The 13,875-nt window shown below is 69.5% G+C and carries 11 protein-coding genes and 2 pseudogenes; 4 read left to right on the plus strand and 9 right to left on the minus strand.

The annotated features are described in order from the left end of the window. Positions 1-34 precede the first annotated feature (34 nt). Positions 35-655 carry an NAD(P)H:quinone oxidoreductase gene (gene wrbA / locus ACWD3I_RS22815; RefSeq protein WP_365411286.1) on the minus strand — a complete coding sequence of 207 codons (621 nt, stop codon included), beginning with the start codon at positions 653-655 and terminating at the stop codon, positions 35-37. A gap of 249 nt (positions 656-904) precedes the next feature. On the opposite strand from wrbA, the gene ACWD3I_RS22820 reads away from it, so the two are divergent. After that, complete coding sequence (locus tag ACWD3I_RS22820) at positions 905-1,660, plus strand: pirin family protein (protein ID WP_365411289.1); 756 nt, start codon at positions 905-907, stop codon at positions 1,658-1,660. A 182-nt stretch (positions 1,661-1,842) separates the two neighbouring features. On the opposite strand, the pseudogene ACWD3I_RS22825 reads toward ACWD3I_RS22820, so the two are convergent. Next, positions 1,843-2,089 (minus strand): annotated as a pseudogene (locus ACWD3I_RS22825) (aldehyde dehydrogenase family protein); the annotation flags it as partial. Between ACWD3I_RS22825 and ACWD3I_RS22830 the strand changes: the two are divergent. After that, positions 2,022-2,237, plus strand: a pseudogene (locus tag ACWD3I_RS22830) (hypothetical protein); the annotation flags it as partial. The pseudogenes ACWD3I_RS22825 and ACWD3I_RS22830 sit on opposite strands and share 68 nt — an antisense overlap. Positions 2,238-2,350: 113 nt before the next feature. After that, positions 2,351-2,671 carry a hypothetical protein gene (locus ACWD3I_RS22835; RefSeq protein ID WP_365411295.1) on the plus strand — a complete coding sequence of 107 codons (321 nt, stop codon included), beginning with the start codon at positions 2,351-2,353 and terminating at the stop codon, positions 2,669-2,671. A gap of 402 nt (positions 2,672-3,073) precedes the next feature. On the opposite strand, the gene ACWD3I_RS22840 is transcribed toward ACWD3I_RS22835, so the two are convergent. The 7 genes from ACWD3I_RS22840 to ACWD3I_RS22870 form a co-directional block, all read right to left on the minus strand. Then, positions 3,074-3,991 carry a hypothetical protein gene (locus tag ACWD3I_RS22840; RefSeq protein ID WP_365411298.1) on the minus strand — a complete coding sequence of 306 codons (918 nt, stop codon included), beginning with the start codon at positions 3,989-3,991 and terminating at the stop codon, positions 3,074-3,076. Further along, positions 3,988-6,093 carry a PEP/pyruvate-binding domain-containing protein gene (locus ACWD3I_RS22845; RefSeq protein ID WP_365411301.1) on the minus strand — a complete coding sequence of 702 codons (2,106 nt, stop codon included), beginning with the start codon at positions 6,091-6,093 and terminating at the stop codon, positions 3,988-3,990. Before ACWD3I_RS22845 ends, ACWD3I_RS22840 begins: the two co-directional genes overlap by 4 nt. 15 nt (positions 6,094-6,108) lie before the next feature. After that, positions 6,109-6,810, minus strand: a complete 702-nt coding sequence (locus tag ACWD3I_RS22850; protein WP_365411304.1) for a DedA family protein — start codon at positions 6,808-6,810, stop codon at positions 6,109-6,111. Positions 6,811-6,815: 5 nt separating this feature from the next. Next, a complete protein-coding gene (locus ACWD3I_RS22855; RefSeq protein WP_365411307.1) occupies positions 6,816-7,595 on the minus strand; it encodes a hypothetical protein in 780 nt (259 codons plus the stop codon). A 1,062-nt stretch (positions 7,596-8,657) separates the two neighbouring features. Next, on the minus strand, positions 8,658-9,875 hold the full coding sequence (locus ACWD3I_RS22860) for a thiolase family protein (RefSeq protein WP_365411310.1): 1,218 nt from the start codon (positions 9,873-9,875) through the stop codon (positions 8,658-8,660). Further along, entirely contained in the window at positions 9,872-10,648 is a 777-nt protein-coding gene (locus tag ACWD3I_RS22865) for a CoA-transferase subunit beta (RefSeq protein WP_451084150.1), read from the minus strand. Before ACWD3I_RS22865 ends, ACWD3I_RS22860 begins: the two co-directional genes overlap by 4 nt. Continuing rightward, positions 10,645-11,466 carry a CoA transferase subunit A gene (locus tag ACWD3I_RS22870; RefSeq protein WP_365411313.1) on the minus strand — a complete coding sequence of 274 codons (822 nt, stop codon included), beginning with the start codon at positions 11,464-11,466 and terminating at the stop codon, positions 10,645-10,647. Before ACWD3I_RS22870 ends, ACWD3I_RS22865 begins: the two co-directional genes overlap by 4 nt. 878 nt (positions 11,467-12,344) lie before the next feature. Here ACWD3I_RS22870 and ACWD3I_RS22875 point away from each other — a divergent pair. Then, a complete protein-coding gene (locus ACWD3I_RS22875; RefSeq protein ID WP_365411316.1) occupies positions 12,345-13,703 on the plus strand; it encodes an MFS transporter in 1,359 nt (452 codons plus the stop codon). The last annotated feature ends 172 nt before the right edge of the window (positions 13,704-13,875 follow it).

Below are 13,875 nucleotides of genomic sequence, written 5' to 3' on the forward strand. Positions count from 1 at the left end.
CGGATCTTGGGGCGCTTCCGGAGAAGCGGCCGGCTCAGGCGGCGGCGAGGCCGGCCTTGAGGCCGGAAGCGATCTTGACGACGCGCTCGGCCTGGACGCGGGCGGCGTTGCGGGTGGTGTCGTCGACCGGGTTGTTGCCCTGGGCGTCGATGTGAGAGGTGCCGTACGGGTTGCCGTCGGCGAACTTGGCAGGGTCGGTGTAGCCGGGGGCCACGACGATGCCGCCGAAGTGGTGGACGGAGTTGTACAGCGCGAGGAGGGTGGATTCCTGGCCGCCGTGGGCGGTGGCAGTTGAGGTGAAGCCGCTGTACACCTTGTCGGCCAGCTTGCCCTGGGCCCACAGGCCGCCGAGGGTGTCGATGAACTGCTTGAGCTGCGAGGCGACGTTGCCGAAGCGGGTGGGGGAACCGAAGATCACCGCGTCGGCCCACTCCAAGTCGTCGGGCGTCGCAACGGAGATGTCGGCGGTGGCGGTGGCGTTGGCGGCCCAGGCGGGGTTGGAGTCGATCGCGGCCTGGGGGGCCAGCTCGGCGGCCTTGCGCAGGCGGACCTCGGCGCCGGCCTTCTCCGCGGCCTCGGCGATCTCCTTGGCGATCGTGGCGACCGTGCCGGTGGAGGAGTAGTAGATGACGGCGAGCTTGACGGGGGTGCTCACAGCTGTGGTCTCCGTTCGTTTGGTGTCTTGTGCGCGATGTCGGTTGAAGATGCCCATGACAGCTTTCGCCCTAGTGCGGAACACTCATCGGGTGGTGGTTGAACCGTAAACCATACTGGTTGAACCGTAAACCACCTCGGGCACCCACGGCTCCGGCGGTGCGGGAATAACCGCGCCCGCAGATTGGTATAACGTTCAACTATGCGTGCGGTCTGATGGCCCGCCCCCACCGACGACAAGGACAACGCCATGGCCTCCGCCCTCGACATCCACCGCGCCGGCGAACGTTTCCACACCCGCGCCGGCTGGCTCGACTCCCACCACTCCTTCTCGTTCTCCCACCACTGGGATCCCAAGAACACCCACTTCGGACTGCTGCTGGTCTCCAATGACGACGTCGTCGCGCCGGGCACCGGCTTCGACACCCACTCCCACCGCGACATGGAGATCATCACCTGGGTGCTCGACGGCGGTCTGGTCCACCAGGACTCGACAGGCCACAACGGGGTGATCTACCCGGGCCTCGCCCAGCGGATGAGCGCCGGCGCCGGCATCCTCCACAGCGAGAAGAACGACTCCTGGACCCTCACCGGCGAGCCCGCCCACCAGGACCCCGTCCACTTCATCCAGATGTGGGTCGTCCCCGACGAGGCTGGCATCAAGCCCGGCTACGAGCAGCTCGACATCAACGACGAACTCGCCCGCGGGGGCTGGACGACCCTCGCCTCCGGCATGCCCGAGCACAACAATCAGCGCGCCATCGGCATCCGGCAGAAGCACGCCGCCCTGCACGTCGGCCGCATCCGCCCCGGTGAGACCCTCCCGATCGTCACCGCCCCCTTCACCCACCTCTTCCTCGCCCGCGGCAGCGCCGAGCTGGAGGGGACAGGCCCCCTGGCCACCGGTGACGCGGTCCGCATCACCGGCGCGGAGGGCCAGCGCATCACCGCGGGCCCCGACGGCGCCGAGGTGCTGATGTGGGAAATGCACGCGGCCACGGCCTGACAACCCACAGACCCGGGAACGTTCTTCCCGCTGACCTGACGGGGTGTCGACGTGAAGTCCGCCTCGGCGTGTGCGGGGGTCTGCCGGGCCGTGGCACCGCCGCTTCCAACGCGGCTGTCCGGCCCTGACGGCGCAGTCGCTGCCGTGATGCTCGATGTGGCGGTGGCAGCGCCCGGAGCCGCTCACGCGAGGGGGACGACGACCGACTTGGTCTTGGTGTACGCCTCCAGTGCCTCCGGGCCGGATTCCCCCCCCGTGGCCGGACTGCTTGACGCCGCCGAAGGGCATGGCGGGGTCCCGCATGGCCCAGTCGTTGACCCATGCGGTGCCGGCCTCAAGGCGTGGGGCGACCCGGTGGGCACGGCTCAGGCCGGTCGTCCGCAGACCGGCGGCCAGTCCGTACGGCGTGCTCTTCACGAGGGCGATCGCCGCCCTCGCGGTGGTGTTCAAGTTCGTCGAATCCGCCCAGGCCCGCTGGCACGCGGCCACCGGAGCGCGTCTCGTCGCCCTGGTCCGCGGGGGCGCCAAGTTCGAGACCGGCGTCCTGGTCGAAGGTTCGGAATCCACTACTGCCTGATCAAGCGTCACCCGAACCACAACTCTTGATGCGATGAAGGGGCGCGGCCCCGTCCCCGTGGAGGTCCTGGGCAAGCCCCAGGTGGCCACTGTGGCACGGCGCAGGAGGGGCCCATGGTGAGCGAGTACGAAGGACACCGATACGTCGATGTCGACCTGTACCGCAAACGGTCGGTGATCGTGCGTCAGACAGACGACGGTATCCAGCTGAGCGCGGCACGCATCCTCAACGACCCAGTTGCCCCAGGCCTGCAGATCGAGCAGGCCGGAAGCCACCCGGACGTGGTACTGAAGGCCACCTACGGCTGGTTCGGGCGCTGCAGGCGCGCGGTCGGGCAATTGTCTGACCCCCTGCACGGCGCGGTCGCGGTCTTGATTGCCCCCGCCTGCCGCACGTCGCACCGCTCCATGCGGCCCCACGCGGCGAAGGAATGACCGACAGCCGAGCACGGCCCTGCCGTCACGATGGCATCCCGCCGGGTGGTGCAGCCGATCAACGGACCGGAACTCGCAGGTCACGCCGGGCACTTCGACCGGCTGGGGCACTCCCGGCGTCTGACCGGGCACTTCGCGTGACGCGCCGACGGGGAGATCGTCGCGAGCCAGGCACCGGAGGGCGGAGCGCATGATCGCTTGCACCACCTCGCGGGACGTGACCGCCGTCACCCCGTCAAGGGCTGGAGAACAACGACACCACAACCGCATCCCCGGCAAACCACTCCAGACACCCGCCGTCACCGTCTCCCCGGCGGCGGGCTGACCACCTGCCCAGAACCTCGCATAACAGCCGGAAACGGGGCGCTTGACGTACACCGCCCCTTCAGGAATGACAGATGTTCAGCTCCGCTGTTCGGCCTGTCCCTCGCCCAGGACGACGGCGCTGGTGCGATTGGTGTTGGCATCCTGGAGGCAGCCACGCAGGCGCATCACGTCGTGCGGCGGCAGGGCGGGACGGATGACACCGGCGTAGACACCGTCCCGCATGTGGTCCAGCTGCGCGTTGTCGTTCTGGGCGGCGGTGGATCGGCGGCAGGTCTCCCAGAGGTCGGTCGCGGCGAGCTGGACGGCCTGGGGGCTCTGGTCGCCGTGGGTCTCGACCCGGAAGACCATGGTGGTGCTCCCCACGCCGGGGGCCGGTTCGGGCCGGGTCTGGGTCGCGTCCGCCAGGGCGGACCACAGCAGGGGCACCAGGAGCAGGCCTCCGACGGCCGTCGCGACGGCGAGCGCCTTCCGGCCGGTGCGGGCCGGCGGTACGGCCGGGCGGTTCTCCAAGGGGACGGTCGCGGTGATCGGCGGGGCGGTCAGCGCCGTCAGGCGTCCGGCCAGCCACCGCTCGGCGCCCGGCCGCGCGGTGGCTCCGGCCACCTTCTGGATGACCAGGGCAAGCCCGGACAGGGCCGCGCCGGCCACCATGAGCACGGGAACGAAGACGAACGTGCGGTGGGTGCCGTTCAGCTCCGTACGGTCGACGGCGGCAAGCCAGTTGAAGCGGTTCGGCACCGGGTCACGGGTCTGTTCGAGGCGCTTGCGCACCTCCTCGATGCGGGCGTCGGCCTGCTCCAGCCGATCCTCCAGGCGGGTCAGGCGGGTGAGCAGCAGGACGGTGGCGAGGAAGACCTCGACGACGATGAGCAGGGCCGCGGAGATCAGGGCTCGCTGCCATTCCCAGCGGGTCAGGTAGAGCACGGTGTAGTAGCCGGCGTAAACGGCCGACAGACCGCCAAAGGTGTAGCCGACCAGTCTGATGGCCTTCATGCCGCCGACTCCTCACGTATCGAAGCGGGTTCCAACGCCACGCCGAGGGTGTCGCCCACGGTCACCTCTCCTGTCCCGCCGTCCACGGTCAGAGGCGTTCCGGAGGGGAAGCGGTCGACCGCTCCGGGCACGCCCACCGCGGTGGGCACCCGGTATTCGCGGGCCAGCACGGCGAGGTGGGACAGGGCGCTGCCAGTCTCCGCGACGAGCCCGGCGAGGCCCGGCAGCAGAGGGGCCAGGGCGGGGTCGAGAGAGCGGACGACCAGCACGGGACGGTCGGGGCGTGCGCCGTGGCCGTCCCAGGCCGTACCTGTGCCAAAGCCGCTGCCGGCCCCCTGCCCCTCTCCCGAGGCCCGGTGTCCGGGCGGGAGTTGGGGCACGGGACGGCCCTCGGCCAGGCGGAAGACGGCGGGCAGCGGACCGGTGTCCGGCCGGGGCAGCCGCTCGGCGAGGTCGGCCGGCAGTCCTTTGCCGTCCGCCGCCCTGACCAGTTCCGCCCAGCGCAACAGCACCGGACGGGACAGCCCGAGCTCGCACTCACCGGCGTCGAGTCGCTGCGCGAGCTCCCGCACCATCTGCGCCTGCATCTCCTGCACCCAGCGGATGCGTAGCCGCAGCCCTTCCCGCACAGGCAGGGCGCCCACGCCCCGCGGCGCCGTGGTCCACCCGATCTGTCCGGGCAGCGGCGGACGGTCGCCGAGGGTCGGAGGCAGCAGGGCCAGCAGAACAGGGTGGCGTTCCATGAGCTGCTCGTCACTCAAGCCCCGCCTACGGCCCTCCGCCAGTTCAGCGAGCGCCTCCCCCGCTGCCGTGACACCGGTGCCCGCGCCGAGCAGCGCACCCGCCAGGGACTCCTGGGCGTGCAGGGAGGACAGGACCTGTCGACCCCAGGCGATGGCGTCCAGCAGCTGACCGCTGAGCATCTCCCGGGGTGGGGGGAAGTCGGCCAGCTGCCGGTCCGTGTCCGCCATGAGGTCGATCGCCAGCAGCGGCAGTGCCGAGCGCAGCCGGCCCGTGCGCCAGGCCGCTGACGCACGCCGTGCACCCGGCGCCGGGTTGATGAAGTCCAGGACCGGATGAGCGGACGGTACGGCGCCCAGCAGCCGTAGATCGGCGGCGGCCCGTCCCTCCACGGTGGTCACCAGCGGAAGTCTGCGCAGCCGACGCCGCGGTGCCGCCCCGGCGATGTCGAGGGCGAGGGTGAGGCCGTGGGACATCGGGGCGACCCACAGGTCCTCCTCCAGCGGCTGGAGCACCCCGGGCAGAGTCTCGGCGACCGGACCGGGGCCCAACAGGCGTGCGCCGCGCGGCGGTCGGGTGGGCATCGCGGTGATGGGCCGGGCCTGGAAGAGCCACAGCTTCCCGTCGGCGTCGAAGCCGAACTCCATGTCCTGGGGACCGTCGAACGCCCGCTCGGTCTTCTTGGCCAGTTCCACCAGCTTCACCCGGTGTCGATGGGACAGGAGCCGGTGGCCACGTGCTTCGGCCGGTTCGGTGCGCACCAGGCGGGCCAGGCGGGTCAGTTGGTAGCGCACGCCCTGGGTGCTGCCGTCGACGAGTTGGTGCGGTCCGCCGGGCACCGCGCTGATGAGGATCCGGTCGGTGCGGCCCTCGACGGGGTCTGCGCCGAACATCACGCCGCCGACAGCGGATGCAAGCATCGGCTGCACCAGCACCGCCATTCCGTCATCGTCCGGGATCTCCCCCGGTGGGCGCAGCGGCCTGACCCGTCCGGCGGAGTCGAGGACGACCTGCACCGCGATGGCGAACTCCTCCCAGCCCCGCACGTCCAGCAACGACTCGAACCGCCCCGCCATGGAGGAGTCCTCGGTGTCCTCGTGCGCGGAGGAGGAGCGTACGACCAGTGGCCGCTCCTGCTCCTCCGGGCCGGCCAGCGCCCGCCAGGCGGAGCGCACCGCATCCTCCCCGGCGGCCGCCCAGGGCGCCCGATCGGCGGGCACCAGCACGAACCCCGGCAGCACCGACAACCCCGCCACCGCGGCACGCGCCAGATTGGCTGCCTTCGCACCCGTGACGGCCGCGTCCTTCGCGTGTTCGGCGTCCAGCGGTACGACCGCCAGTTCCGCACCCTCGAATCCCATGGGCCACTGCCCCTTTCAAGAGGTCGACTGTGAAGAGGTGGAGAGGACGGGCACCGGCTCTTGTCCGGGGCGCCGAAGGGCCTCACCGGACGCCACCACGGGAGACAGCGTCCGCGCGCTGCCGCGGCGGCGCTTGAGGATCCGCGCGGCCACGAAGAGCGCCACGGCCAGGGCGGCGAGCACGGCCATGCCGATCAGACCGGCCGAGTGCAGGAACTCGGTGGCGGCGGCGCCGGCGAAGTAGCCGAGGAGCACGTTGCCGATGCCCCAGGTCAGCGAGGCGAGAGTGCTGAAGACGAAGAAGCGGCGGTACGGCATGCCGGACGCCCCGGCGACGAAGGGCAGGAAGGTCCGTACGAATCCGATGAACCGGCCGGTGACGACCGCCGCCCCGCCATGACGCGTCAGGAATCCATGCGCCTGGCCGATCCGGGTGCCGGGCCGGATCCGGCGTACCAGTCGGGCGTTCGGGCGTCGCCCGTACCAATGGCCCAGGGCGTAGCCGAGACTGTCGCCGGTCATGCCACCGGCCACGACGAAGGCGGCGAGGAGCACAGGGTTGAGATCGCCTCGGCCCGCGATCGCGGACGCGACGAGGATGACGGTCTCACCGGGCAGCAACAGACCTATGAAGGCGCTGGTCTCGCCAGCCGTCACGGCGAACACGACGATGTACGACCACCATCCGGCCGCCTCGATCAGAGCACCGACGTCCATGGCCGTCAGCCCGCCTGCCGCAGCGGTACGCGCTCCGCGGCGACCCCATGCCGCGTCACGGCACGCGAGCCGTCCACGGCCCCGCGCGGCTGCCTCTCTTCCCGCCCGGGGAGGCGCCCTGTGGCGTACCACGCCAGGAGCGGTCCGACGGCGGCCGGCAGGGCAGCGAGCACAGGGCGATCCGTGGTGGATACCGCAGCCGCGACCGCGGACAGCGCGATCAGCATCACGCCGGCCCGGGGCCAGATCTTCGTGGTGGCGGTGGCGACCGCCCATGCCATCAGGACGTACCAGCCCGCATGTATACCGGGGAGCGCCAAGTAGTCGCGGATCAGGGACGTCTCGCGCACCGGCCATCCCCGCACTGCGGCGAAGACGCCGAGACCGGACGCGCCGGACAGCAACAACGCGGTGGCAAGGCGCACGTAGAGTCCTTGGTCCCGCCGGGCCAGCCAGAGCAGAATCAGCACCGCCAAGGGCACTGGGGCGAAGGCAACGATCCAGGTCAGTGCCTGTGCCGCAGCGTGACCGGACGCCGCCCCCCACTCCGCGACGGACGCCCCATAAGGGCGGAGACGTCCGGCGGCGGACAACGTCCAGCCGCCCTCGGCGAAGGCCTCCGAACGGGCGGACAAGGTGAGGAGGACGACATGCACGAGCAGCACCGCCACCACGCCCCCCGCCGCGCACAGCGGGATGCGGATCTCTCGTTGCGCGGTCCGGCCGGACACCGGCGTACGCCGTGTGTCACGGTTGCGGGGGACGTACGTGACGACGCAGCTCATCGGGAGGCTCCGGTACCGTGCGCCGCGCCACTGAGGCGCCGCGCCTTGGCCGCTTCCCACAGCGGTACGACGCGGTCGGTCTTCTGTTCAGCCGTTCTCGGCGAGGGGGACGCGCCGTCCTGAGGCGATGCGGATTGGGTCACGGCAGGCTCCTGATCAGTCAGGGGCGCGTCCCTCAAGGACGCGCCGACTACCCCCGTTCACTGATCAAGCCAACCGAATAATACTCTCCGAGTATTTCCCTCTCCTTATATGACGTACGACACTTAGCGGGCGGCTTCGGATATCACTGGTCACTCAATCCTTCGCGACTGACCGGCATCAATTCCTTGGCCTCTGAATGCACCGCGGCGAAGCCCTTTGATCCGGCCAGTCAGAAGGCGCGGAACTTTGAAGCCGTCGGGACTTTCCCCCGTGATGGTGGCCACACTTCGTTGATCACGCGGCGAGGGTGAGCTTTAGGACAGCGCGACCGTAGTTGTTGGTACCAGCCACTCGACCAAGCTCGGCGCCAGCAGGGGGTGCGGACCTCAGCCCTCTCCTGCTGGTAGTAGTCCCACATGATCTCCTCAGCAGCCGTCTCGCCCTTCGGCGGCGAGACTGGTGAGGGCCGAGAGCCCTTGGCAACGCTCTCGTCTTTACGCGATGTCTCTCGCTGCTCCTCCTGGCGCTCGTCTCGTTCGCCTGGGAATCGCGCCGCGCAGTCGGAACTCGATTCGCGCTCTCGTCGGCCTCTCGGTGCCGGTGATGAAAGGAAAGGAGCTCGCCCGAGAATAAGAGGGCAACCGGCGGGCGGCCCGCAACGAGAATCGGTCGCCAAGCGAAAGTAGGAGCTGCCGCCATATTCGCTGCCAAAGAAACGCCGATGCCAAGGAAGAACGCCATCCATACCGTGGAGCCCGCCCATCGGCTCACGTGACGGGCGGGCTTCAGGAGTCTGATCGTTGCCAGCAGAGGCAGCCCGTCGGCGGTGGAGACCGCTCAAACCGCCCGAGCCACCGGGTGTGCCTCGAGATCGCCGACCTGACAGGGGTGAGCGAGGAAGTACGGGGGCAGTTGGGGTCAGCGCTCGAGCACGAGGGCAAGGCCCTGTCCGACGCCGATGCACAGCGTGGCGACGCCGGTACCGGATTCCGCTGCGGCAAGCTGGTGGGCGACGCCGCCAACCAGGCGGGCGCCAGAGGCACCCAGGGGGTGGCCGATCGCGATCGCGCCTCCGCGCGGGTTGAGGATTTCGGGGTCGAACTCCGGCCACTCCGCGACACACCCCAAAACCTGTGCCGCGAATGCCTCGTTCAGCTCCAGGGTGGTCACATCGGTGAAGGTGCGGCCGGCCTTGGCCAGGGCCCGCTTCACTGCTTCGACGGGGCCGAGGCCGAAGTACTGCGGTTCGATGGCGGTGACAGCTGCGGCACTGATACGCGCCAGCGGCTGACGCCCGCACGCCCTGAGGCCTTCGTCGTCGACCAGGAGCAGGGCGGCTGCGCCGTCGCTGAGGGGGGAGGCGTTGCCTGCGGTGACGGTGCCGTGCTCAGTGCGGAATGAAGGCTTCAGCTTGGCCATGGCATCGAGAGAGGGGTTGTCCCGCACGCTCTCGTCACGGGAGAAGAGCACCGGTTCGCCTTTGCGCTGCGGGACTGGAACCGGTACGACCTCCGCATCGTAGAGGCCGTCCTTCCATGCCTGGGCAGCCTTCTCATGGCTGGCCAGCGCGAAGGCGTCCTGCTGTTCCCGGGTGATGCCGTGTTTCTCGGCGATCAGCTCCGCGCTCTCACCCAGCGGGATGGTCCACTGCGGCTGCATCTTCGGGTTGACCATGCGCCAGCCCAGCGTTGTGGAGTACAGCTCGGCGTGCCCGGCCGGGAATGGCCTGTCGTTCTTGGGCAGGACGTAGGGTGCGCGGGTCATCGACTCGACTCCGCCGGCCAGGGCAACGGAGGCGTCGCCGAGCGCGATGGCTCGCGCGGCTTGGATGACGGCCTCCAGCCCGGAGGCACACAGTCGGTTGACTGTGACTCCTGGCACCGTCACCGGCAGACCGGCCAGCAGTGTGGCCATGCGGGCCACATTGCGGTTCTCCTCCCCGGCGCCGTTGGCGTTACCGAGGAAGACGTCGTCGATCCGGGCCGGGTCGAGGTCGGGTGTGCGGGCCAGCAGTTCACGGATGGCGTGGGCAGCCAGGTCGTCCGGGCGCAGGGAGGCGAGGCTGCCGTTGTACCTGCCGACCGGGGTACGGACGGCGTCAACGATGTAGACGTCGCGAAGACGGTCGTTGCTCATGCGGCGTCGCTCCTTCCGGCGGCCTTCAGCGCTCGCAGAGCGGTGAGTTCCTCGGGGGTCGGGGGTTCGGTGGTGATGACCTTGTCGGCGCTCTTCAGCTCCCAGCCGGTAGCGGCACGAACCTGCTCGACAGTCACCCCAGGGTGCACCTCGGTCAAGTGGAGTTCGGCGGTGGCTGCGTCGGGACGCAGGATGCCGAGGTCGGTGATGACGGCGACCGGGCCGGCGCCGGGCATGCCGAGCTTGGCCCGGTCGCCAGGGCCGCTGCCATGGCCGAGGGTTGTCATGAAGTCGATCTTCTTGACGAAACTTCGGGTGCTGTGGCGCAGCACCATCAGTACCTTGCCGCAGTTGGCGGCGATCTCCGGGGCTCCGCCGGCTCCGGGCAGGCGCGCCTCTGGCTTGTCCGGGCCGCGGTCGACGACCGTGGTGTTGATGTTGGCGTAGCGGTCGATTTGCGCGGCGCCGAGGAAGCCGACGTCGATCCGGCCGCCCTGCAGCCAGTAGTTGAACATCTCCGGCACGGAGACCACCGCGTCCGCGGTCTCGGCGAGTTCCCCGTCCCCGATGGACAAAGGCAGCCGGGTGGGCTTGGAGCCGATCGTGCCCGACTCGTAGATCAGCACCAGGTCGGGGTTGACAGTGGCGCGGGCGAGGTTGGCGGCCGTGCTGGGCAGCCCGATGCCGACGAAGCAGTTCCTCGCCCCGGTCAGCGCGCGGGCGGCGTTGACCTCCATCAGCTCGTCCCGGCTGAATTCCATGCTCTCGGTCATCGGGAGACCGCCCGGGCGCCGAGCACGTTCTCGTCGAGCCACGTGGTGAAGGCCTCGCGGTTCCGGGAGATCGGGTCCCAGTCCCGGTAGAAGTCGTTGTCGCGCACCGAGTATCCGGCCGCGTACGAGGGGTGGGCGCCGCCGGGCACGACGGCGACCACGTCGATCACCCAGGTAGGCAGGACCACGCCGCCCGGGTGGAGCTCGAGATCGTCCACGACCTCTTCCACGGTCACGAGGGACCGCTTGGCGGCGAGCACCGCCTCCTTCTGCACGCCGGTCAGGCCCCACAGCTGGACGTTGCCGTTGCGGTCGGCCTGCTGGGCGTGGATGACGGTGACATCCGGGTTGAGGGCGGCGACGGCGGCCAGTTCCTCGCCGGTGAAGGGGCAGACGACGGTGGAGACGGTGTCGGTGCGCTTCGGCAGGTCACTGCCGCGGTAGCCACGCAGGGCCGCGAACGGCAGCTTCTGTGCCCCGGCGACATAGCGGTTGGCCATGCCGGCGTGGCTGTGCTCATCCAGCTCCAGCGGTCTCGGCCAGCTGTTCTCCACTGCGTCCCGGAAGCGGTGCAGCGAGCCCACTCCGGGGTTGCCGCCCCAGGAGAAGACCAGTTTCCGCACCAGCCCGGCACCGATCAACTGGTCGTAGATCACATCCGGGGTCATCCGGACGAGAGTGAGGTCGGTGATCCGCTGGCGGATGATCTCGTGTGCGGCCGCGTACGGGATCAGGTGCGTGAAGCCTTCCATCGCGACGGTGTCCCCGTCATGGATCAGCTCCGCCACTGCTTCCTGCAGCGTGAGTTGTCTGGCCATCGCTCTTGCCCATCGTTCGCGTAGTGATCATTACTGCCGCTCGGGTCTCGGCCCCAGCCCCCGGCGCGGACTCGCCTGCTTGGCAACCGCTCCTCGGTCCTGCTCGTGGTGCGCCTGACAGAGGCCGCCAGTGCGACCGACGGTGCGGAGACGTGCCCTGCCCACCTGCCCACTGTGCTCTTGGTGCGTCGGCCAGTGTCTTCAGGGGCGTGGCCCGGTCCGCGGCCTAGGGGCGCGCGGGGCACCCAGCCCGTGCGGACGAACTGGGGAGGAATTCCCGCATACGGCTCTTCGTATTGTGCGCGGCCTGGCGATGTCCGGATTGTTCACCGTCGCCGCTGAAGAAGTATGGGGCGCACCACCGCCGGATCTCCTGCACGGACCTGCCGCCGCCGCTGCACGAAACACCCGGCGGCGCCATCCGCGCCGGCTCAGCTCGGCCAAAGTCCTGCCCGGCTGGGCCCGCGGCCCCCGTGTGAGGTGCTGTGGTGCTCCTGGTGGGGCGCGGCCCCCTCCCGCTTCCCCTGCCGAAGCGCCCACTCGAGTGCCCCGCACCCGCCTCGGCGCCGCCGCGCCTGGCTGCGCCGCTTCCGCTGATCCTGCCCACCCGACATCTCGCGCGTTTCGTGCAGCTTCGGTAGCACGATCGTGCAGGAGATCTCCCTTTCGCGTGCTGATACTCCGTGCAGCCGGGGCGCACCACGCAGAGAGCCGCTCGTGGGAATGCCATCCGCCACCCACCAGTCCGCCGGGGCCCGGCGCGGGTGCGTCCTCGGTATCGCGAACGACAGTCGCCGACCTCCAGCGATGCCTTCTGTCGGCTTACCGCCGCCGAAACGGCACCCGGCGTTCAAGGAAGTTCACCAAGGGAGACGTTCATGAAAATGCCCACCAGTCGTCCAGGGGAGTTCGTAGAGCCCGAATCCGGCCTCGAAGTGCCGGCATCCTCGGCCGCCGGATCCGCGCGTCGCTACGAGGTCCGCATCGTCGTGCTTCTCGCCATCGGCTTCGGTCTGGTCGGACTGGACCGCAACATCATCGCCCCCCTGTTTCCCGCGATGGTCAAAGACCTCGGCCTGAACTACCAGGACCTCGGCGTCATCAGCGGCGTTCTGGCCATCTGCTGGGGCCTGGCATCGATCTTCGCCGGAAACCTCTCCGACCGCATCGGGCGACGCAAGATCCTCATTCCGGCGGTCGTCGGGTTCTCTCTCGTCTGCGGCTTCACCGGGGCCGCGTCCGGCATGGGAATGCTGCTGGTGCTACGCGGTGCCATGGGACTCTTCGAAGGCGCCTACACGCCGACGAGCATCGCGCACACCTCCGAGTCCTCGACACCGTCGCGCCGCGGATTCAACATGGGACTGCAACAGAGCCTGTTCGCGCTCTTCGGCCTCGGCATCGGCCCGATCATCGCCACCCAGCTGCTCGTCGTGGTCCCCAGCTGGCGATGGGTCTTCACCCTGGTGACACTGCCCGGGTTCGTCCTCGCCTTCCTGTTGTACCGAACCGTGCGGGAGCCCGAGCACACGAACGTTGCGAGCCGCAAGCGGGCACGTGCCGAGGCCGCTGAGACGTACAGGGGCACCCGCCCGGCCTGGCGCAAGGTCTTCGCCGAACGCAATGTCCTCCTGGCCACAGCCATGCTGTTCGGCAACTTCTCCTGTGTCTTCGTCATGATCACCCTCATGCCGAACTACCTCACCGACCATCTCGGTCTGTCCGCCACTGACATGGGACTCGTCCTGTCAGCCTTCGGATTCGGCGGGTTCATCGGATATATCGCGCTGCCCGCGCTCTCCGATCGACTGGGCCGGAAACCGGTTCTCGTCGCGTCCTTCGTCGTCGGCATCGCCACGCTCGTCGTCTTCCGTACCCTCGACGCGAACCTGCCGGCCCTGTACGCGCTGCTGTTCGTCGCCGCCATCTGCGAGTTCGGCGCCCTGTGCCTGCTGGCCGGCCCAGTGGTCACCGAGGCCGTGCCCCCAGCCCTGGTTGCCTCCGCAGCCGGATTGCCGATCGGCATCGGCGAGATCACCGGCGGCGGGCTCACTCCGGTCATCGGCGGGTTCATGGCCCAGCACTTCGGTATCCAGTCCATCATCTTCGTCGCGATCGTCGGCCTCGCAATCAGCTTGACGATGTCGCTGTTCCTGCGCGAAACGGCGCCCGCCCGGGTCAGGGCCCGCGGTGACCAGGAGACAGCCCGCACAGGTGTCACCGCCACGACAGGGTGACGACCGCCGCGGCGACGCCACGGCCGATTCGACTCAGACGAACCAGCTTTCTCTCTCTCCGCGGGCATCGCCTGCACTGACGGCGGCCGTGGCAAAGTCCAGATGTGCGGCCAGCCGAGTCCAGGCTGATGGCCACCGGAATTCCAGGTGGATGGCCGTCTGACCAGTGGTG

The sequence above is a fragment of the Streptomyces sp. NPDC002817 genome (genome assembly GCF_053592055.1).

What these genes read in the sequence shown, in the direction of transcription:
- ACWD3I_RS22860 (WP_365411310.1), bottom strand. Translation starts at nt 9,875, where the DNA reads ATGAGCAACGACCGTCTTCGCGACGTCTACATCGTTGACGCCGTCCGT.
- ACWD3I_RS22840 (WP_365411298.1), bottom strand. Translation starts at nt 3,991, where the DNA reads ATGAAGGCCATCAGACTGGTCGGCTACACCTTTGGCGGTCTGTCGGCC.
- ACWD3I_RS22865 (WP_451084150.1), bottom strand. Translation starts at nt 10,648, where the DNA reads ATGACCGAGAGCATGGAATTCAGCCGGGACGAGCTGATGGAGGTCAAC.
- ACWD3I_RS22820 (WP_365411289.1), top strand. Translation starts at nt 905, where the DNA reads ATGGCCTCCGCCCTCGACATCCACCGCGCCGGCGAACGTTTCCACACC.
- ACWD3I_RS22875 (WP_365411316.1), top strand. Translation starts at nt 12,345, where the DNA reads ATGAAAATGCCCACCAGTCGTCCAGGGGAGTTCGTAGAGCCCGAATCC.
- ACWD3I_RS22850 (WP_365411304.1), bottom strand. Translation starts at nt 6,810, where the DNA reads ATGGACGTCGGTGCTCTGATCGAGGCGGCCGGATGGTGGTCGTACATC.
- ACWD3I_RS22870 (WP_365411313.1), bottom strand. Translation starts at nt 11,466, where the DNA reads ATGGCCAGACAACTCACGCTGCAGGAAGCAGTGGCGGAGCTGATCCAT.
- ACWD3I_RS22855 (WP_365411307.1), bottom strand. Translation starts at nt 7,595, where the DNA reads ATGAGCTGCGTCGTCACGTACGTCCCCCGCAACCGTGACACACGGCGT.
- ACWD3I_RS22845 (WP_365411301.1), bottom strand. Translation starts at nt 6,093, where the DNA reads ATGGGATTCGAGGGTGCGGAACTGGCGGTCGTACCGCTGGACGCCGAA.
- ACWD3I_RS22835 (WP_365411295.1), top strand. Translation starts at nt 2,351, where the DNA reads ATGGTGAGCGAGTACGAAGGACACCGATACGTCGATGTCGACCTGTAC.